The following is a 15,721-nucleotide window of genomic DNA, read 5'->3' as shown; positions in this document are numbered from 1 at the left end:
TTTTCAGGACGAACGAATTTATGAAAATAACAAAAAGTCTGTTCCACGCCGGTGTTCTGGGCCTGTCGCTGCTGGCGACCGGTGTCATGGCGGCGGTGCCCGCCGCCGAAGCGGACAAGCTGGGCAAGAGCCTGACCCCGATGGGCGCCGAAATGGCCGGTAACGCCGACGGCTCGATCCCGGCCTGGAAACCGATGCCGAAAAATGCCGGCAGCGTCGACGCCCGTGGTTTCCTGTCTAATCCGTACGCCAGCGAACAACCACTGTTTACCATCACTGCAAAGGATGTAGACAAGTACAAGGACAAGCTCGCGCCGGGTCAGTACGCGATGTTCAAGCGTTATCCGGAAACCTTCAAGATGCCGGTTTATCCGTCGCATCGCGGCGCGACTGTGCCGGATGAAGTGTTTGCTTCCATCAAGAAAAACGCCACCACCACCACCTTGGTATCCGGCGGCAACGGTCTGGAAAACTTCGAGACCGCAGTGCCGTTCCCGATTCCGAAAACCGGCGTCGAAGTGATCTGGAACCACATCACCCGCTATCGCGGCGGCAGCGTGACCCGTCTGGTAACCCAGGCCACGCCGCAACCGAACGGCTCCTACAGTCTGGTGTATTTCCAGGACCAGTTCGTGTTCCGCGACAAGATGAAGGATTACGATCCGGCGAACCCGGGCAACATCCTGTTCTACTTCAAGCAGAAAGTGACCGCGCCGGCGCGACTGGCCGGTGGTGTGCTGCTGGTGCACGAAACCCTCGACCAGGTGAAGGAACCGCGTTCGGCGTGGGTCTACAACGCTGGTCAGCGTCGTGTACGTCGCGCTCCGCAAGTATCCTATGATGGCCCGGGTACTGCGGCGGACGGCCTGCGTACCTCCGACAACCTGGACATGTTCAACGGTGCACCGGACCGTTACGACTGGAAGCTTGAAGGCAAGAAAGAGATGTACATCGCCTCCGACAGCTACAAGCTCGACGATCCGAAGCTGAAGTATGCCGACATCATCAAGGCCGGTCATATCAACCAGGATCTGGCCCGTTACGAGTTGCGCCGCGTCTGGCACGTCGTGGCGACGTTGAAAGAAGGTCAGCGTCACATCTACGCCAAGCGTGATTTCTACATCGACGAAGACACTTGGCAGGCCGCAGTCATTGACCATTACGACGGCCGTGGCCAACTGTGGCGAGTGGCCGAGGCGCATGCGGAGAACTACTACGACAAGCAAGTGCCGTGGTACGCCCTGGAAACCCTCTACGACCTGCAGTCCGGTCGTTATCTGGCACTGGGCATGAAGAACGAAGAAAAGCAGGCGTATGACTTCGGCTTCACCGCCACCACCAGCGACTTCACTCCAGCCGCCCTGCGTCAGGATGGTGTTCGCTAAGCTCCTGTAAACCGAGGCCGCATCCTCGTGAAAACGCCCCGACAGGTTCGGGGCGTTTTTTTGCCTTTCGCTTTTTCCGTAGCCTTTTTGTAGCCATTTGTAGCAACGACCTTCATAACCGCTCCGTTTAAGGCTAGTCTGCGGGCATCTGCTACGCCGCCAACAGCCATACGAACAAGAGCCGGCCATGACTGATCTGTCCCCACTTCCGGGCCCTGCAAGCGTTGCCGTCGCGGCACTGGACGGACGTTTTTTTCGTCCGCCGCTACCCGACGGCTACGTGCTGCGACCCCGTTTGTGCGAGCGCCTGAGCGCCGGGCTCGGAGGGCGCCTGTTGCTGGTCAGCGCCCCGGCCGGGTTCGGCAAGAGTTCGCTGGCGGTGGAGTTCTGCCAGAGTCTGCCGGCACACTGGCAAAGTCTGTGGCTGGGGCTGAGCCCGCGGGACAACGATCCGGGGCGGTTTCTCGAACGTCTACTCGAAGGTTTGCAGGATTACTTCCCGCAATTGGGCAGCCGGGCATTGGGGCTGCTGAAAATGCGTCAGCGTCACCAGCCGTTTGCCTTCGAAGAATGGCTCGATGGCCTGCTGGATGAGTTGGCGCTGCATCTGCAACCGACGGCCCCGCTGCTGTTGGTACTGGATGATTACCACCTCGCTCAAGGGCCGGTGCTCGACCGTTGCCTGCAATTTTTCCTCAATCACTTACCGGATGGCCTGGTGGTCATGGTCACCAGTCGGCAGCGCCCGGACTGGCACCTGGCCCGTCTGCGCCTTTCGCGCCAGTTGCTGGAACTGCACGAACAGGATCTGCGTCTGACCCATGACGAAGCTCTGGCACTGCTTGATCGTCACAGCAGTTCCCTGCGCGGTGAAGCGCTGGAAAACCTGATCCAGCGCAGCGAAGGCTGGGTGGCCGGGCTGCGTTTCTGGCTGCTGGCGATTGCTGAAGCCGGCACCGAATCGGCCCTGCCGCAAGCGTTGAACGGCGGGGAAGGGCTGATCCGCGAATATCTGCTGGAAGAAGTCATCGATTGCCTGCCCGCCGAGGTTCAGGCGTTTCTTTATGACACCGCACCGCAGGAGCGCTTTTGCAGCGAACTGTGCGACGCGGTGCGCGAAGCCCATGACAGCGCGGAAATCCTGCGTTTCCTGCTGGCGCATCAGGTGTTCCTGGTGCCGCTGGACGAGCACGGGCACTGGTATCGTTATCACCACCTGTTTTCCGACCTGTTGCGCGCCCGGCCTATCACCCGGGCACTGGTGCCGGCCGCGACGCTGCATCTGCGCGCCTGCCGCTGGTTCAATGCGCAGGGGTTGCTGGATGAAGCGGTGGAACAGGCTTTGCGGGCTGGGCATCTGGACGTGGCGGCAAACCTGGTACAGAACCTGTCCGAGGAACAACTGCTGGCCGAGCAGAATGTCGGCATGCTGCTGCGCTGGAAAATGGACTTGCCCGACAGCCTGCTGATCAGCACTCCGCGCCTGATCGTGTTGTACAGCTGGGCGCTGGGCCTGGCCTGTCAGCTCGATGCGGCAGAGGAACTCGCCAGTCATCTGAGTCGGTTTCTGCCGGCACCATCGGCCACCGCACAGAAATCCATGCTGGCCCAATGGCTGGCGCTCAAGGGCATCATCGCCCGTGGGCGAGGCCATCGCGAGCAGACCATCGAGTATTGCAGCGAGGCACTGGAAAGCCTGCCGGCCAAGCGCTACGGCCAGCGCCTGATGTGCCTGTCGACCTTGTCCAACCTGGCGATCGCCGACGGTGATCTGTGGCGCGCACGAGGTCTGAACCGCGAGTCGCTTGAGCTGGCGCAGCGGGTCGGCAATCCCTTGTTCGAGGCACTGGCGCATTACGATCGTGCGCGGGTCCTGCAGGCGCGCGGCGAAATCCTGCGTGCGCTCGATGAAGTGCGCCAGGGGCTGGAGCGCTTGCGCGGATTGTCCGCACAGCGTTTGTACGCCGTGCGTGCGCGCCTGACGCTGTATGAGGGGTTTCTGCTGGCCATGCGATTGCAGCCGCAGGCGGCAAGGGCGCGATTGCAGGCAGGCCTGACGGAAGCGCGGGCCTGCCGTGACATCAGTGTGTTGATCGGCCACTGTGTGATTGCACGACTCGACGGCAGCAGCGACGATTTCGCCAAGGCCTTCGCCGAACTGGCCGAAGCCGAACGCCTGATGCACATCTGGGACGTCCCGCCGATCTACTACCTGGCGATGATCACCCTGGTCAAATGTGAGCTGTGGCTGGCTCAGGGGCGTATCGATCTGGCCGAAGCCTGGCTGGCACGACTGGGCCAGACCTACACCGGTGAACGCGCGGCGGCTCCGCCGGAGTTTCATCCGCAGCTGCCGTTGCATGTCGAATTGCAGCAGGCGCTGCTGGATGTCATTCAGGGGCAGCCAATGCTCGCCGAAGGGCGCTTGAACGTGTTGCTGGAAAACGGCCAGCAGACCGGGCGCCAGTTATTGAGTGTGATGGCGTTGACGCAGAAAGTGGCGCTGCTGTTGGTAAACGGTCGCGAACCCGAGGCCCGCAAATCCCTGGCCCAGGCATTGGAAGCTGCCAATGGCGGGGTGTTGCAGCCATTCGACATTCTGGTCAAAGACCACGCCGATTGGTTGCGCGGGCAATTGTCGCTGAATGCGCCGGGCCTTGTCGGTCAGCAACTGCTGGAGCATTTCCCGCGGCCAGTTTTGCGCACGGCGCAGGATTCTCCGGTCACTGAACAGTTGAGCAGCCGCGAACTGGCGGTTCTGCGTCTGATCGCCCAAGGCTGCTCGAATCAGGAAATCAGCGAGCAACTGTTCATCTCTCTGCATACCGTGAAAACCCATGCCAGTCATATCAACAGCAAGCTCGGGGTGGAACGGCGGACTCAAGCCGTCGCCCGGGCCAAGGAGTTGGGTTTGATAGGCTAGTTTTTTGTATTTCCCTTCGATGTACATCAGAAAACACAACGCCCCGAACAAGTCGGGGCGTTGTGTTTTTTACGTTCGGCTTATGTTACTGGCGGGCACAGAATGCATCAGGCCACCAGGTCATTCGCGCTGAAACTGTTTACCCCTACCAGCTGGATTTCAAAATCCGCACCGGCGTTGCCGCTGACATTACCTGACAGGACATGATCGACGAAGCGAACTTGACCTGCACCGGTGAAGTTGTCCGCGCCAATGAAAGTGAAGCCATTGAAGCCGGCACTCAGCAAATTGGCATCGAAGTGAGTCAGGTCAATCTTGTCACCCTGCAAACGATTGAAGTCGGTAATGACGTCACGATTTGCGCCCAAGCCCATTTCATTCACGGCATTGAATACAAATGTATCCGCTCCGCCCCCACCGGTCAGGGTGTCGGCACCGGCGCCACCGTCAAGAATGTTGGCCTGGTCGTTACCGATTAATGTGTTGTTCAAGCTGTTACCGAGCAGGGTGAATGTCCCAGCCCCCGAGAGGGTGACATTTTCGACGTTCTGCAGATTGCTTATGCCGAGATCGACGACATTTGTCTGCGCGGTCGAAGGATATAGCAGGATCAGGGTGTCATTTCCTTCAGCTGCATTTTCCTGAATCAACGTCAGTTCGGCTGCTTGATCGAGGGCGTAAGAGTCGTCGCCCTTGCCACCAATCATTGTATCGATACCCGCGCCGCCATTGAGCTCGTTGTTACCGTCGTTGCCAGTCAGAACGTTGTTCAAGGCGTTACCGACTGCATAGGTATTCGCGGTGCCGGTCAGCGTCAGGTTTTCCAGGTTGGCACCCAGTTTCCAGCTGATCGATGATTTGACCGTGTCAATTTCGTTCGCCAGGGTACTGGTTTCACTGATGACGTCATTGACGTTGTCGACGATGTAGGTGTCATTGCCGGTACCGCCAGCCATGAAGTCGGCACCCAGGCCGCCGTCGAGGATGTTGTTTCCGCTGTTGCCGGTGATGCGGTTGTTCAATGCGTTGCCGGTGCCGTTGAGGTTGTCGCTGCCCAGCAGGTTGAGCCACTCGACATTGGCGCCCAGGGTGTAATCGATCACCGAGTTGACGGCATCGATCTGGGTTGGCGAGGCATCGCGCTCGATGACGACATCGCCGACATTGTCGACGAAGTAGCTGTCGTTGCCCGCGCCGCCGTCCATGGTGTCGGCGCCTGCCATTCCGTTCAGGGTGTTGTCCTGGGCGTTACCGATGAGCACGTTGTCCAGACTGTTGCCGGTCAGACTGGCTGCGTTGCCGATCAACTGGCCTTCTTCGATGTTGGCGCTCAAGGTGTAGTTAACGAAGCTGAGCACCGTATCGTAACCTTCGTTCGCCGCTTCGATGACGATATCGCCCGCATTGTCGACGGCGTAGGTGTCGTTACCCTTGCCACCACTCATCGTGTCGACGCCGGCACCCCCGTTGATTTCATTGTTGCCGTCGTTGCCGATCAGAACGTTGTTCAAGGCATTGCCGATTGCATAGGTGTCGCTGGTGCCGGTCAGTGTCAGGTTTTCCAGGTTGGCGCCCAGTCGCCAGTTGATCGAGGACAGAACGGTATCGATCTCGTTCGCCAGGGTACTGGTTTCACTGATGACGTCATTGACGTTGTCGACGATGTAGGTGTCATTGCCGGTACCGCCAGCCATGAAGTCGGCACCCAGGCCGCCGTCGAGGATGTTGTTTCCGCTGTTGCCGGTGATGCGGTTGTTCAATGCGTTGCCGGTGCCGTTGAGGTTGTCGCTGCCCAGCAGGTTGAGCCACTCGACATTGGCGCCCAGGGTGTAATCGATCACCGAGTTGACGGCGTCGATCTGGGTTGGCGAGGCATCGCGCTCGATGACGACATCGCCGACATTGTCGACGAAGTAGCTGTCGTTGCCCGCGCCGCCGTCCATGGTGTCGGCGCCTGCCATTCCGTTCAGGGTGTTGTCCTGGGCGTTACCGATGAGCACGTTGTCCAGACTGTTGCCGGTCAGACTGGCTGCGTTGCCGATCAACTGGCCTTCTTCGATATTGGCGCTCAAGGTGTAGTTGACGCTGGCCTGTACTGTGTCACGGCCCTCGTTCGCGGCTTCAACGATGATGTCGCCGGTATTGTCGACGATGTAGGTGTCGTCACCCAGGCCGCCGACCATGCGGTCGCCTCCTGCACCACCGTTGATCACATCATTGCCAGCGCCGCCGAACAGGTTGTTGGCCAGGGCATTGCCGATCAACACGTTGTCCAGTTCATTGCCGGCCAGGCTGATGGCGTTGCCGATCAACTGGCCTTCTTCGATGTTGGCACTCAAGGTGTAGTTAACGAAGCTGAGCACCGTATCGTAACCTTCGTTCGCCGCTTCGATGACGATATCGCCCGCGTTGTCGACGGCGTACGTGTCGTTACCCTTGCCGCCACTCATCGTGTCGACGCCGGCACCCCCGTTGATTTCATTGTTGCCGTCGTTGCCGATCAGAACGTTGTTCAATTCGTTACCGACTGCATAGGTATTTGCGGTGCCGGTCAGCGTCAGGTTTTCCAGGTTGGCACCCAGTTTCCAGCTGATCGATGATTTGACCGTGTCAATTTCGTTCGCCAGGATACTGGTTTCACTGATGACGTCATTGACGTTGTCGACGATGTAGGTGTCATTGCCGGTACCGCCAGCCATGAAGTCGGCACCCAGGCCGCCGTCGAGGATGTTGTTTCCGCTGTTGCCGGTGATGCGGTTGTTCAATGCGTTGCCGGTGCCGTTGAGGTTGTCGCTGCCCAGCAGGTTGAGCCACTCGACATTGGCGCCCAGGGTGTAATCGATCACCGAGTTGACGGCGTCGATCTGGGTTGGCGAGGCATCGCGCTCGATGACGACATCGCCGACATTGTCGACGAAGTAGCTGTCGTTCCCCGCGCCGCCGTCCATGGTGTCGGCGCCTGCCATTCCGTTCAGGGTGTTGTCCTGGGCGTTGCCGATGAGCATGTTGTCCAGATCGTTGCCGGTCAGGCTGGCGGCGTTGCCGATCAACTGGCCTTCTTCGATATTGGCGCTCAAGGTGTAGTTGACGCTGGCCTGTACTGTGTCACGGCCCTCGTTCGCGGCTTCAACGATGATGTCGCCGGTATTGTCGACGATGTAGGTGTCGTCACCCAGGCCGCCGACCATGCGATCGCCTCCTGCGCCACCGTTGATCACATCATTGCCAGCGCCGCCGAACAGGTTGTTGGCCAGGGCATTGCCGATCAACACGTTGTCCAGTTCATTGCCGGTCAGGCTGATGGCGTTGCCGATCAACTGGCCTTCTTCGATGTTGGCGCCGAGGGTGTAGTCGATATAACTCACTACCGTGTCGTAACCCTCGTTTGCAGCCTCAATGATAATATCGCCGACGCTGTCGACGGCGTAGGTGTCGTTCCCTTTGCCGCCGCTCATAGTGTCGCTGCCGGCGCCACCATTAAGAGTGTTGTTTCCGTCGTTACCGATGAGTACGTTGTTCAGCGCATTACCGATGGCATAAGTGTCTCGGGTACCGGTCAGAGTGAGGTTTTCGAGATTGGCACCCAGTGCGTAGTTGACCGACGAGTTAACCGTGTCGATCTCGCCGATCAGGGTGCTGGTTTCACTGACGATGTCGTTTACGTTGTCGACAATGTAGGTGTCATTGCCTGTGCCGCCAGCCATGAAGTCGGCACCGATGCCGCCATCAAGGATGTTGTTGCCGGCATTACCGTTGATACGGTTGTTGAGCGAGTTACCGGTACCGTTCAAGTTATCGGTGCCAAGCAAGGTCAGGTTCTCGACGTTGGCGCCCAGGGTGTAATCGATTGTGCTCATGACGCTATCGATTTCCGTAGGCGATGTGCCGCGTTCGATGACCACGTCGCCAACGTTGTCGACAAAGTACGTATCGTTACCGGCGCCACCATCCATGGTATCTGCACCTTCCAGACCCACCAGCGAATTATCCAGAGCGTTACCGATCAAGGTGTCATTGAAATTCGAGCCGAAGGCGTTTTCGATATTGGTGCCGTAAGCGATGGCCAGGCCTGAATTGAACAAGCTGCCATCTGGAGCCAGGAATGCTTTGCCGATAGTGCTGAACTGGCCTGGATTGAGGTTGATGCTGACGCCTGAAAGCTGATTACTGGCATCGATCGTGTCGGAGCCGCCACCATCCCAGATAGTTTCGAATACGGACTTTGTCGGCGCCCAGGAGTAGACGTTATTGCCTGCCTGCCACTGAGTATTGGCGCCATACAGACTCTGGATGGCGAGAATATCCAGCAGCATCGGAGTCGTGGGTTGATAGGAGTAAGAGTCGTTGTAACTCATGACGGTGAAGCGTACGTCGTCCAGTGACGGATCCAGCAGCAGCTTGTTGTCCGGCGTGGTGTCGAATGGGTGCTTGAGGCCCAGCGCGTGGCCGATTTCATGCACGAACGTCAGGTAGTCGAACGAGCCTTTTACCGGGTTTGGATCGTCGGTGGATGGGCCGATCCAGACATCGCCACCAGCAGGTGTTTCGTCGGGGAAGTACGCCCATGCGGCGTATTTGCTATCCATGCCCATGTAACCACCGAAGCGCAGATCTCCGACATTGGCAGCCGATTCAGGCACCAGGGAGAATTGCACGTTGGCGACAGCGCTCCAGCCACTCAACGCGCTGATGACAGCCGATTGTTGTGTGTTGGACAGCGTGAAACCGTTCAAATACTCATTCGACGGACTGTAGTCACGGGCGAAAAACGAACCGGTGTCGATGAAACTGTAGGTGAGTTTGACCGGCATTCCTCTCTCGTCCCAGCGGCCGGTCCAATGATCATCCGCCAGCAAGGCGTCGACAGACTTGTTACCGGTCATACTTGTAAAAGTGGTAAACGAATAGCGGAGAGGGCTTGGCATGGGACGTTCCTGGTTGATATCTGCGGTCCTTCCTGAACGCGACCGCTACAAAAATATGATTTTGCATGAGAAATTGTACATTTGACATCATTGAGCCACTATTTTCTGATTAGTGGCGTCAATTCTCTGACCTGGCGATCTGTGTCGGCGAGTGAAGTAGAATCCTTAGGCAAAACCCCAGCCGTTCGTCCAGGAAACTCATGACCTTGCCAAGCCCGTTCATTCGAGAAACCTTCCCCGTCGGCCCCTTGCAGTGCAATTGCACGATCATCGGCGATTCGATCACCAAAAAAGCCATCGTCGTCGACCCGGGCGGCAATCCTGATCTCATCATGGCCAGGCTCGACGCCCTGGGCCTGAAGGTTGTCAGCATCATCCACACCCACGCGCACCTCGATCACTTCCTCGCCTCTGGTCAGATGAAAGAGAAGACCGGCGCCACCCTGCACTTGCATAAAGAAGATCAGTTCCTGTGGGACAACCTCGAGATGCAATGCCAGATGTTCGGCGTGCCATATACGCCGGTGCCGTCACCGGATCGCTGGTTGAGCGACGATGAAGAGCTGGCCTGCGGCTGCGGCGTGGCCTTGCACACACCGGGGCATACGCCAGGTTCCATGAGCTTCTGGTTTTCCGAGGCTAAGCTGTTGATTGCCGGCGACACGCTGTTTCGTCGCGGAGTAGGGCGCACGGATTTGTGGGGCGGCGATCAGGCGACCATCGTGCGATCGATCAAGCAGCGGCTGTACACCCTGGATGAAGACGCGACTGTTGTGGCCGGGCATGGTCCGGATACGCGTCTGGGGGATGAAATGCGCGAGAACCCGTTTGTGCGTGCCTAAACATTTTGTCACGGGTGCCCAGCGGAATTTTTGTGCATTGTCATGATCCAACGCCCGCACGGGCCAGTTGCCAATGGCCGCTGCACCACAGAATGCAAAATGTAGGAGCACTCCATGTTCACCACGCGTCGTTTGATTATTGTCGCTACTGCCGTGGCCGTCTTGTCCGGCTGCGCCTCGCCCAACCCGTATGACAATCAGGGTCAGGCCGACGGTGGCTCCCAGGGCATGAGCAAAACCGCCAAGTACGGTGGGCTCGGTGCGCTGGCCGGCGCGCTGGCCGGTGCCGCCATCGACCACAACAACCGCGGCAAGGGTGCGCTGATCGGCGCGGCTGTCGTCGGTGCCTCGGCCGCCGGTTACGGCTACTACGCCGACCAGCAGGAGAAAAAACTGCGCGCCAGCATGGCCAACACCGGGGTTGAAGTGCAGCGTCAGGGCGACCAGATCAAGCTGATCATGCCGGGCAACATCACCTTCGCCACCGATTCGGCGAACATCGCTTCCAGCTTCTATCAGCCGCTGAACAACCTGGCCAACTCGCTCAAAGAGTTCAACCAGAACCAGATCGAAATCGTCGGTTACACCGACAGCACCGGCAGCCGTCAGCACAACATGGACCTGTCCCAGCGTCGTGCGCAGAGCGTGGCGACCTACCTGACTTCGCAAGGCGTCAGCGGTGCCAACCTGAGTGCTCGCGGTGCCGGTCCGGATAATCCGATTGCCAGCAATGGCGACGTCAATGGCCGCGCGCAGAACCGCCGCGTCGAGGTTAACCTCAAGGCCATCCCTGGCCAGCAGTACGGTGGCCAGCAACAGCCGGGTACGGTTCAGCAGTACCCGTAACCGTCAGCTACAAAAAAGCCCCCGGACAAGTGATTGTCCGGGGGCTTTTTGTTGGCGCGAAGGCTGATTACTTCTTCAGGCCGTAATGCTCGTCGAGCATGCCCGGCGAGTTCGGGGTCTTCGGCGCGTAGTCACGCGGCGGTTCCTGATCCCGTGGTGGCGTCAGGCGTTCCCGTGGGGCCTGTGCCGCGTCGGCGTGCAGCGAGGCGAGCAAGCGTTGACGGGTCTGCTCGTCCAGGGCCAGGCGGTTGGCGCCCTCGGCGAGGTGATCCTGCACTTCCTGATAGCTCTGGGTCAGTTTCTTGACCAGATTGGCTGTGCTGTTGAAGTGGGTCACCACTTCGTTCTGATAACTGTCGAAACGTTCCTGAATATCATCCAGTTGACGCTGCGTGCGGCTGGGCGCGGCGTTCGGCGCAACGCGTGCGATCAGGAAACCAATGGCGACACCCACAACCAGGGCAAGAGTCGGTAACAACCAAACTAAGAGCGAGTGTTCCACGAGTCCTTCCTCTATAAACGGCTTTGCTTTACGTTAACGGCTCGAACCTGCGCTGTATACCGCGATTCACTCGCAATAGACTGGCACAGACAATTTGCTAGACGAGTCGACCCGATTCGAGGTCACGGAGTTCCTTCCTTGCTGATGCGTGAAACCCCTGTAGTGATTGATGGCCCGGTGGGGCAACTTGAGTCTTTGTATCTGGACAATGAGCAGCCGCGCGGCATCGCGCTGATCTGCCACCCGAACCCGGTGCAGGGCGGCACCATGCTCAACAAGGTCGTCTCGACCCTGCAGCGCACTGCGCGCGATGCCGGTCTGATCACCTTGCGCTTCAACTATCGCGGCGTCGGTGCCAGCGAAGGCAGCCACGACATGGGCACCGGTGAAGTCGACGACGCCCAGGCCGCTGCCGCCTGGCTGCTGGAAAAGCACCCGGATCTGCCGCTGACCCTGTTCGGTTTCTCCTTCGGTGGATTTGTTGCAGCAAGTCTCGGCGGCCGCCTCGAAGCCCAAGGCATCACGCTCAAGCACCTGTTCATGGTTGCGCCGGCGGTGATGCGCTTGGGCGATCAGGATCAACTGCCGCAGCAGGGCGAGTTGACCGTGATCCAGCCGGAAACCGACGAAGTGATCGACCCGCAGCTGGTCTACGACTGGTCTGACAAACTCCAGCGCCCCCATGAGCTGCTGAAAGTGGCAGAATGCGGACACTTTTTTCATGGCAAGCTGACCGATCTCAAGGATCTGATCCTGCCGCGTCTCTCGAATTGATTGCAGTCTGACAAGCGATTACCCATGACGAACCGTACCCGCATCCTCACCGGCATTACCACCACCGGCACCCCGCACCTGGGCAACTACGCCGGCGCCATCCGCCCGGCGATTCTCGCCAGCCGCGACAGCAATGCCGACTCGTTCTACTTCCTGGCCGACTATCACGCCCTGATCAAGTGCGATGACCCGCTGCGCATCCAGCGCTCGCGTCTGGAAATCGCCGCGACCTGGCTGGCCGGTGGTCTGGATGTGGATCGTGTGACCTTCTACCGTCAGTCCGACATCCCGGAAATCCCCGAGCTGACCTGGCTGCTGACCTGCGTCGCGGCCAAGGGCCTGCTCAATCGCGCCCACGCCTACAAGGCTTCGGTGGACAAGAACGTCGAGACCGGCGAAGACCCGGATGCCGGCATCACCATGGGCTTGTACAGCTATCCGGTGCTGATGGCGGCGGACATTCTGATGTTCAACGCGCACAAGGTGCCGGTCGGTCGCGACCAGATCCAGCACGTGGAAATGGCCCGCGATATCGGCCAGCGTTTCAACCATCTGTTCGGCCAGGGCAAGGAGTTCTTCACCATGCCCGAGGCGCTGATCGAGGAAAGCGTTGCCACCTTGCCGGGCCTGGACGGGCGCAAGATGTCCAAGAGCTACGACAACACCATTCCGCTGTTCTCCAGCGCCAAGGAAATGAAGGACGCGATCTCGCGCATCGTTACCGACTCCCGCGCGCCGGGCGAAGCGAAAGATCCGGACAACTCGCACCTGTTCACTCTGTTCCAGGCCTTCTCCACGCCGACGCAGGCCGACGAATTCCGCAGCGAACTGCTGGGCGGTCTGGGTTGGGGCGAGGCGAAGAACCGTCTGTTCCAGTTGCTCGACAACGAGCTGGGCGAATCCCGCGAGCGTTATCACCAGTTGATCGAACGCCCGGCAGATCTGGAAGACATCCTGCAACACGGCGCCAAGAAGGCCCGTGCGGTGGCGACGCCGTTCCTCAACGAGCTGCGCGAAGCGGTTGGCCTGCGTTCCTTCGTCAATCAGGTTCAGGTGGCCGCGACCACCAAGAAGAAAGCCGCGAAAGCTGCACGTTTCGTCAGCTTCCGCGAAGACGACGGCAGCTTCCGTTTCCGTCTGCTGGCGGCCGACGGCGAGCAATTGCTGCTGTCGCGTAACTTCGCCGACGGTAAAACCGCCGGTCAGGTGACCAAGCAGCTGCAATCGGGTCAGGCGCTGGATGTACGCAGCGAAGACCTGAGCTTCAGCGTCTGGCTGGAAGGCGAGTGCGTCGGCGACAGCCCGGCGTTCGCCGACGTGGCTGCGCGGGATGCGGCTGTCGAGGCGTTGCGGATCGCTCTGACGCCGGTTCAGGAATAATCAACGGGCCGGCCCGACCAAGGGCCGATTGCCATTCCCACGGGCCATCGCTACAGTGACGGCCCGTTTTTGTTGCCTTGCTAACGAATTATGACGCCCCTAGAACGATATCAAGCTGATCTGAAACGCCCGGACTTCTTCCATGATGCGGCGCAGGAAACTGCCGTGCGTCATTTGCAACGCCTGTACGACGATCTGATCGCGGCCGAGCAGAACAAGCCGGGTTTGCTGGGCAAGCTGTTTGGCAAGAAGGATCAGACGCCGGTCAAGGGCCTGTATTTCTGGGGCGGCGTGGGTCGCGGCAAGACTTACCTGGTGGACACCTTCTTCGAAGCGCTGCCATTCAAGGAAAAGACCCGCACCCACTTCCACCGCTTCATGAAGCGCGTGCACGAAGAGATGAAAACCCTCGGCGGCGAGAAAAATCCGCTGACCATCATCGCCAAGCGTTTCGCGACCGAATCACGGGTCATCTGCTTCGATGAATTCTTCGTCTCCGACATCACCGACGCCATGATCCTCGGTACGCTGATGGAAGAGCTGTTCAAGAACGGCGTGACCCTGGTCGCCACGTCGAACATCGTGCCGGACGGCCTGTACAAGGACGGCCTGCAACGCGCGCGCTTCCTGCCGGCCATCGCACTGATCAAGCAGAACACCGAGATCGTCAACGTCGACAGCGGCGTCGACTACCGTCTGCGTCACCTCGAACAAGCGGAGCTGTTCCACTTCCCGCTCGACGAAGCCGCTCACGAAAGCCTGCGCAAGAGCTTCCGCGCACTGACGCCTGAGTGCACGGCGGCGGTGGAAAACGATGTGCTGATCATCGAAAACCGCGAAATCCGTGCCCTGCGTACTTGCGATGACGTGGCCTGGTTCGACTTCCGCGAACTTTGCGACGGCCCGCGCAGCCAGAACGACTACATCGAACTGGGCAAGATCTTCCACGCCGTGCTGCTCAGTGGCGTGGAGCAGATGAGCGTCACCACCGACGACATCGCCCGACGCTTCATCAACATGGTCGACGAGTTCTACGACCGTAACGTCAAACTGATCATTTCTGCCGAAGTCGAGTTGAAAGACCTGTACACCGGCGGACGCCTGACGTTCGAGTTCCAGCGTACCCTCAGCCGTCTGCTGGAGATGCAATCCCACGAGTTCCTGTCCCGGGCACACAAGCCTTAAGCGGATTCGGCAAACAAAAAGGGCCTGCAGATGCAGGCCCTTTTTTGTGTCTGGTCGAATCGTCAGGCAGCTTGCTGGAACTGCTGCCGGTACTGGTTCGGCGACAGTTCGGTGTGCTGGCGGAACAGCCGTGCGAAGAAGCTCGCATCGTCGTAGCCGACTTCGTAGCTGATGGTCTTGATGCTCTTGCGACTACCGGAGAGCAAGCCCTTGGCGGTCTCGATGCGCAGCCGTTGCAGATAGTGCAGCGGCTTGTCACCGGTGGCGGTCTGGAAGCGGCGCATGAAGTTGCGGATGCTCATGCCGTGTTCGCGGGCCACGTCTTCGAAGCGGAACTTGTCGGCGAAATGCTCTTCGAGCCAGTGCTGGATCTGCAGGATGATCACATCCTGATGCAGTTTCTGGCCGCCGAAACCGATGCGGCCCGGTGCGTAGCTGCGCTGCACTTCATAGAGAATGTCGCGAGCTACCGCCTGGGCCACATTGGCGCCGCAGAAGCGCTCGATCAGATAAATGTAGAGATCGCAGGCTGAGGTGGTGCCGCCGGCGCAATACAGGTTGTCGGCGTCGGTCAGGTGCTTGTCCTGATTGAGGTAGACCTGCGGGAAGCGCTCGGCGAAAGCGTTGAAGAAGCGCCAGTAGGTGGTCGCTTCCTTGCCGTTGAGCAAACCGGCCTCGGCCAGCCAGAACACCCCGGTAGCCTCGCCGCAGAGCACGGCGCCCCGGGCATGCTGTTCGCGCAGCCACGGCAGGATCTGTGGATAACGTTGGCACAGCGTATCGAAATCGTCCCAGAACGCCGGGAGGATAATGACATCGGCATTTTCCAGGCCGCCGTCCACCGGCATGACCACGTCACTGAAGCTGTTCACCGGTTTGCCGTCAGGGCTGACCAGGCGTGTTTCGAATGCCGGAGTCAGGCCGTGGCCCAGTTGTTTGCCGTAACGCAGGCTGGCCAG

10 protein-coding genes are annotated in these 15,721 nt (G+C 59.4%); 7 read left to right on the top strand and 3 right to left on the bottom strand.

Going from position 1 to position 15,721, the window contains the following annotated elements:
* Positions 1-20: 20 nt before the first annotated feature.
* The gene (locus ABTV87_RS24270; RefSeq protein WP_433898485.1) at positions 21-1,385 is read left to right on the top strand and encodes a DUF1329 domain-containing protein; all 1,365 of its coding nucleotides are present in this window, start codon (positions 21-23) and stop codon (positions 1,383-1,385) included.
* Positions 1,386-1,572: 187 nt separating this feature from the next.
* Positions 1,573-4,308: a LuxR C-terminal-related transcriptional regulator gene (locus tag ABTV87_RS24265; RefSeq protein WP_433898484.1), complete on the top strand. Its 2,736-nt coding sequence runs from the start codon at positions 1,573-1,575 to the stop codon at positions 4,306-4,308.
* 107 nt (positions 4,309-4,415) lie between these two features.
* On the opposite strand, the gene ABTV87_RS24260 is transcribed toward ABTV87_RS24265, so the two are convergent.
* The gene (locus ABTV87_RS24260) at positions 4,416-9,119 is read right to left on the bottom strand and encodes a M10 family metallopeptidase C-terminal domain-containing protein (protein ID WP_256578439.1); all 4,704 of its coding nucleotides are present in this window, start codon (positions 9,117-9,119) and stop codon (positions 4,416-4,418) included.
* Between the two features lie 314 nt (positions 9,120-9,433).
* Between ABTV87_RS24260 and ABTV87_RS24255 the strand changes: the two genes are divergently transcribed.
* Together ABTV87_RS24255 and ABTV87_RS24250 are read left to right on the top strand one after the other, a co-directional pair.
* Entirely contained in the window at positions 9,434-10,075 is a 642-nt protein-coding gene (locus ABTV87_RS24255; RefSeq protein WP_221534747.1) for an MBL fold metallo-hydrolase, read from the top strand.
* Positions 10,076-10,189: 114 nt separating this feature from the next.
* On the top strand, positions 10,190-10,921 hold the full coding sequence (locus ABTV87_RS24250) for an OmpA family lipoprotein (RefSeq protein WP_007956806.1): 732 nt from the start codon (positions 10,190-10,192) through the stop codon (positions 10,919-10,921).
* 67 nt (positions 10,922-10,988) lie between these two features.
* On the opposite strand, the gene ABTV87_RS24245 is transcribed toward ABTV87_RS24250, so the two are convergent.
* The gene (locus ABTV87_RS24245) at positions 10,989-11,423 is read right to left on the bottom strand and encodes a YhcB family protein (RefSeq protein WP_007956803.1); all 435 of its coding nucleotides are present in this window, start codon (positions 11,421-11,423) and stop codon (positions 10,989-10,991) included.
* Between the two features lie 144 nt (positions 11,424-11,567).
* Between ABTV87_RS24245 and ABTV87_RS24240 the strand changes: the two genes are divergently transcribed.
* The 3 genes from ABTV87_RS24240 to zapE all read left to right on the top strand — a co-directional run bounded on the left by ABTV87_RS24240 (position 11,568) and on the right by zapE (position 14,762).
* Positions 11,568-12,197, top strand: a complete 630-nt coding sequence (locus ABTV87_RS24240) for an alpha/beta hydrolase (protein WP_085607037.1) — start codon at positions 11,568-11,570, stop codon at positions 12,195-12,197.
* 24 nt (positions 12,198-12,221) lie between these two features.
* A complete protein-coding gene (locus ABTV87_RS24235; RefSeq protein WP_102621239.1) occupies positions 12,222-13,577 on the top strand; it encodes a tryptophan--tRNA ligase in 1,356 nt (451 codons plus the stop codon).
* Positions 13,578-13,667: 90 nt separating this feature from the next.
* Entirely contained in the window at positions 13,668-14,762 is a 1,095-nt protein-coding gene (zapE, locus tag ABTV87_RS24230; RefSeq protein WP_085606932.1) for a cell division protein ZapE, read from the top strand.
* Positions 14,763-14,824: 62 nt separating this feature from the next.
* Here zapE and ABTV87_RS24225 read toward each other — a convergent pair whose 3' ends face one another.
* The gene (locus ABTV87_RS24225; protein WP_170929381.1) at positions 14,825-15,721 is read right to left on the bottom strand and encodes a GlxA family transcriptional regulator; all 897 of its coding nucleotides are present in this window, start codon (positions 15,719-15,721) and stop codon (positions 14,825-14,827) included.

The sequence above is a fragment of the Pseudomonas sp. PSE1(2024) genome (assembly GCF_050990555.1).
GTDB lineage: Bacteria > Pseudomonadota > Gammaproteobacteria > Pseudomonadales > Pseudomonadaceae > Aquipseudomonas > Aquipseudomonas aphyarum.
Note: the sequence above shows the minus strand (reverse complement) of the source record. Positions and strands in the feature narration are given on the sequence as shown.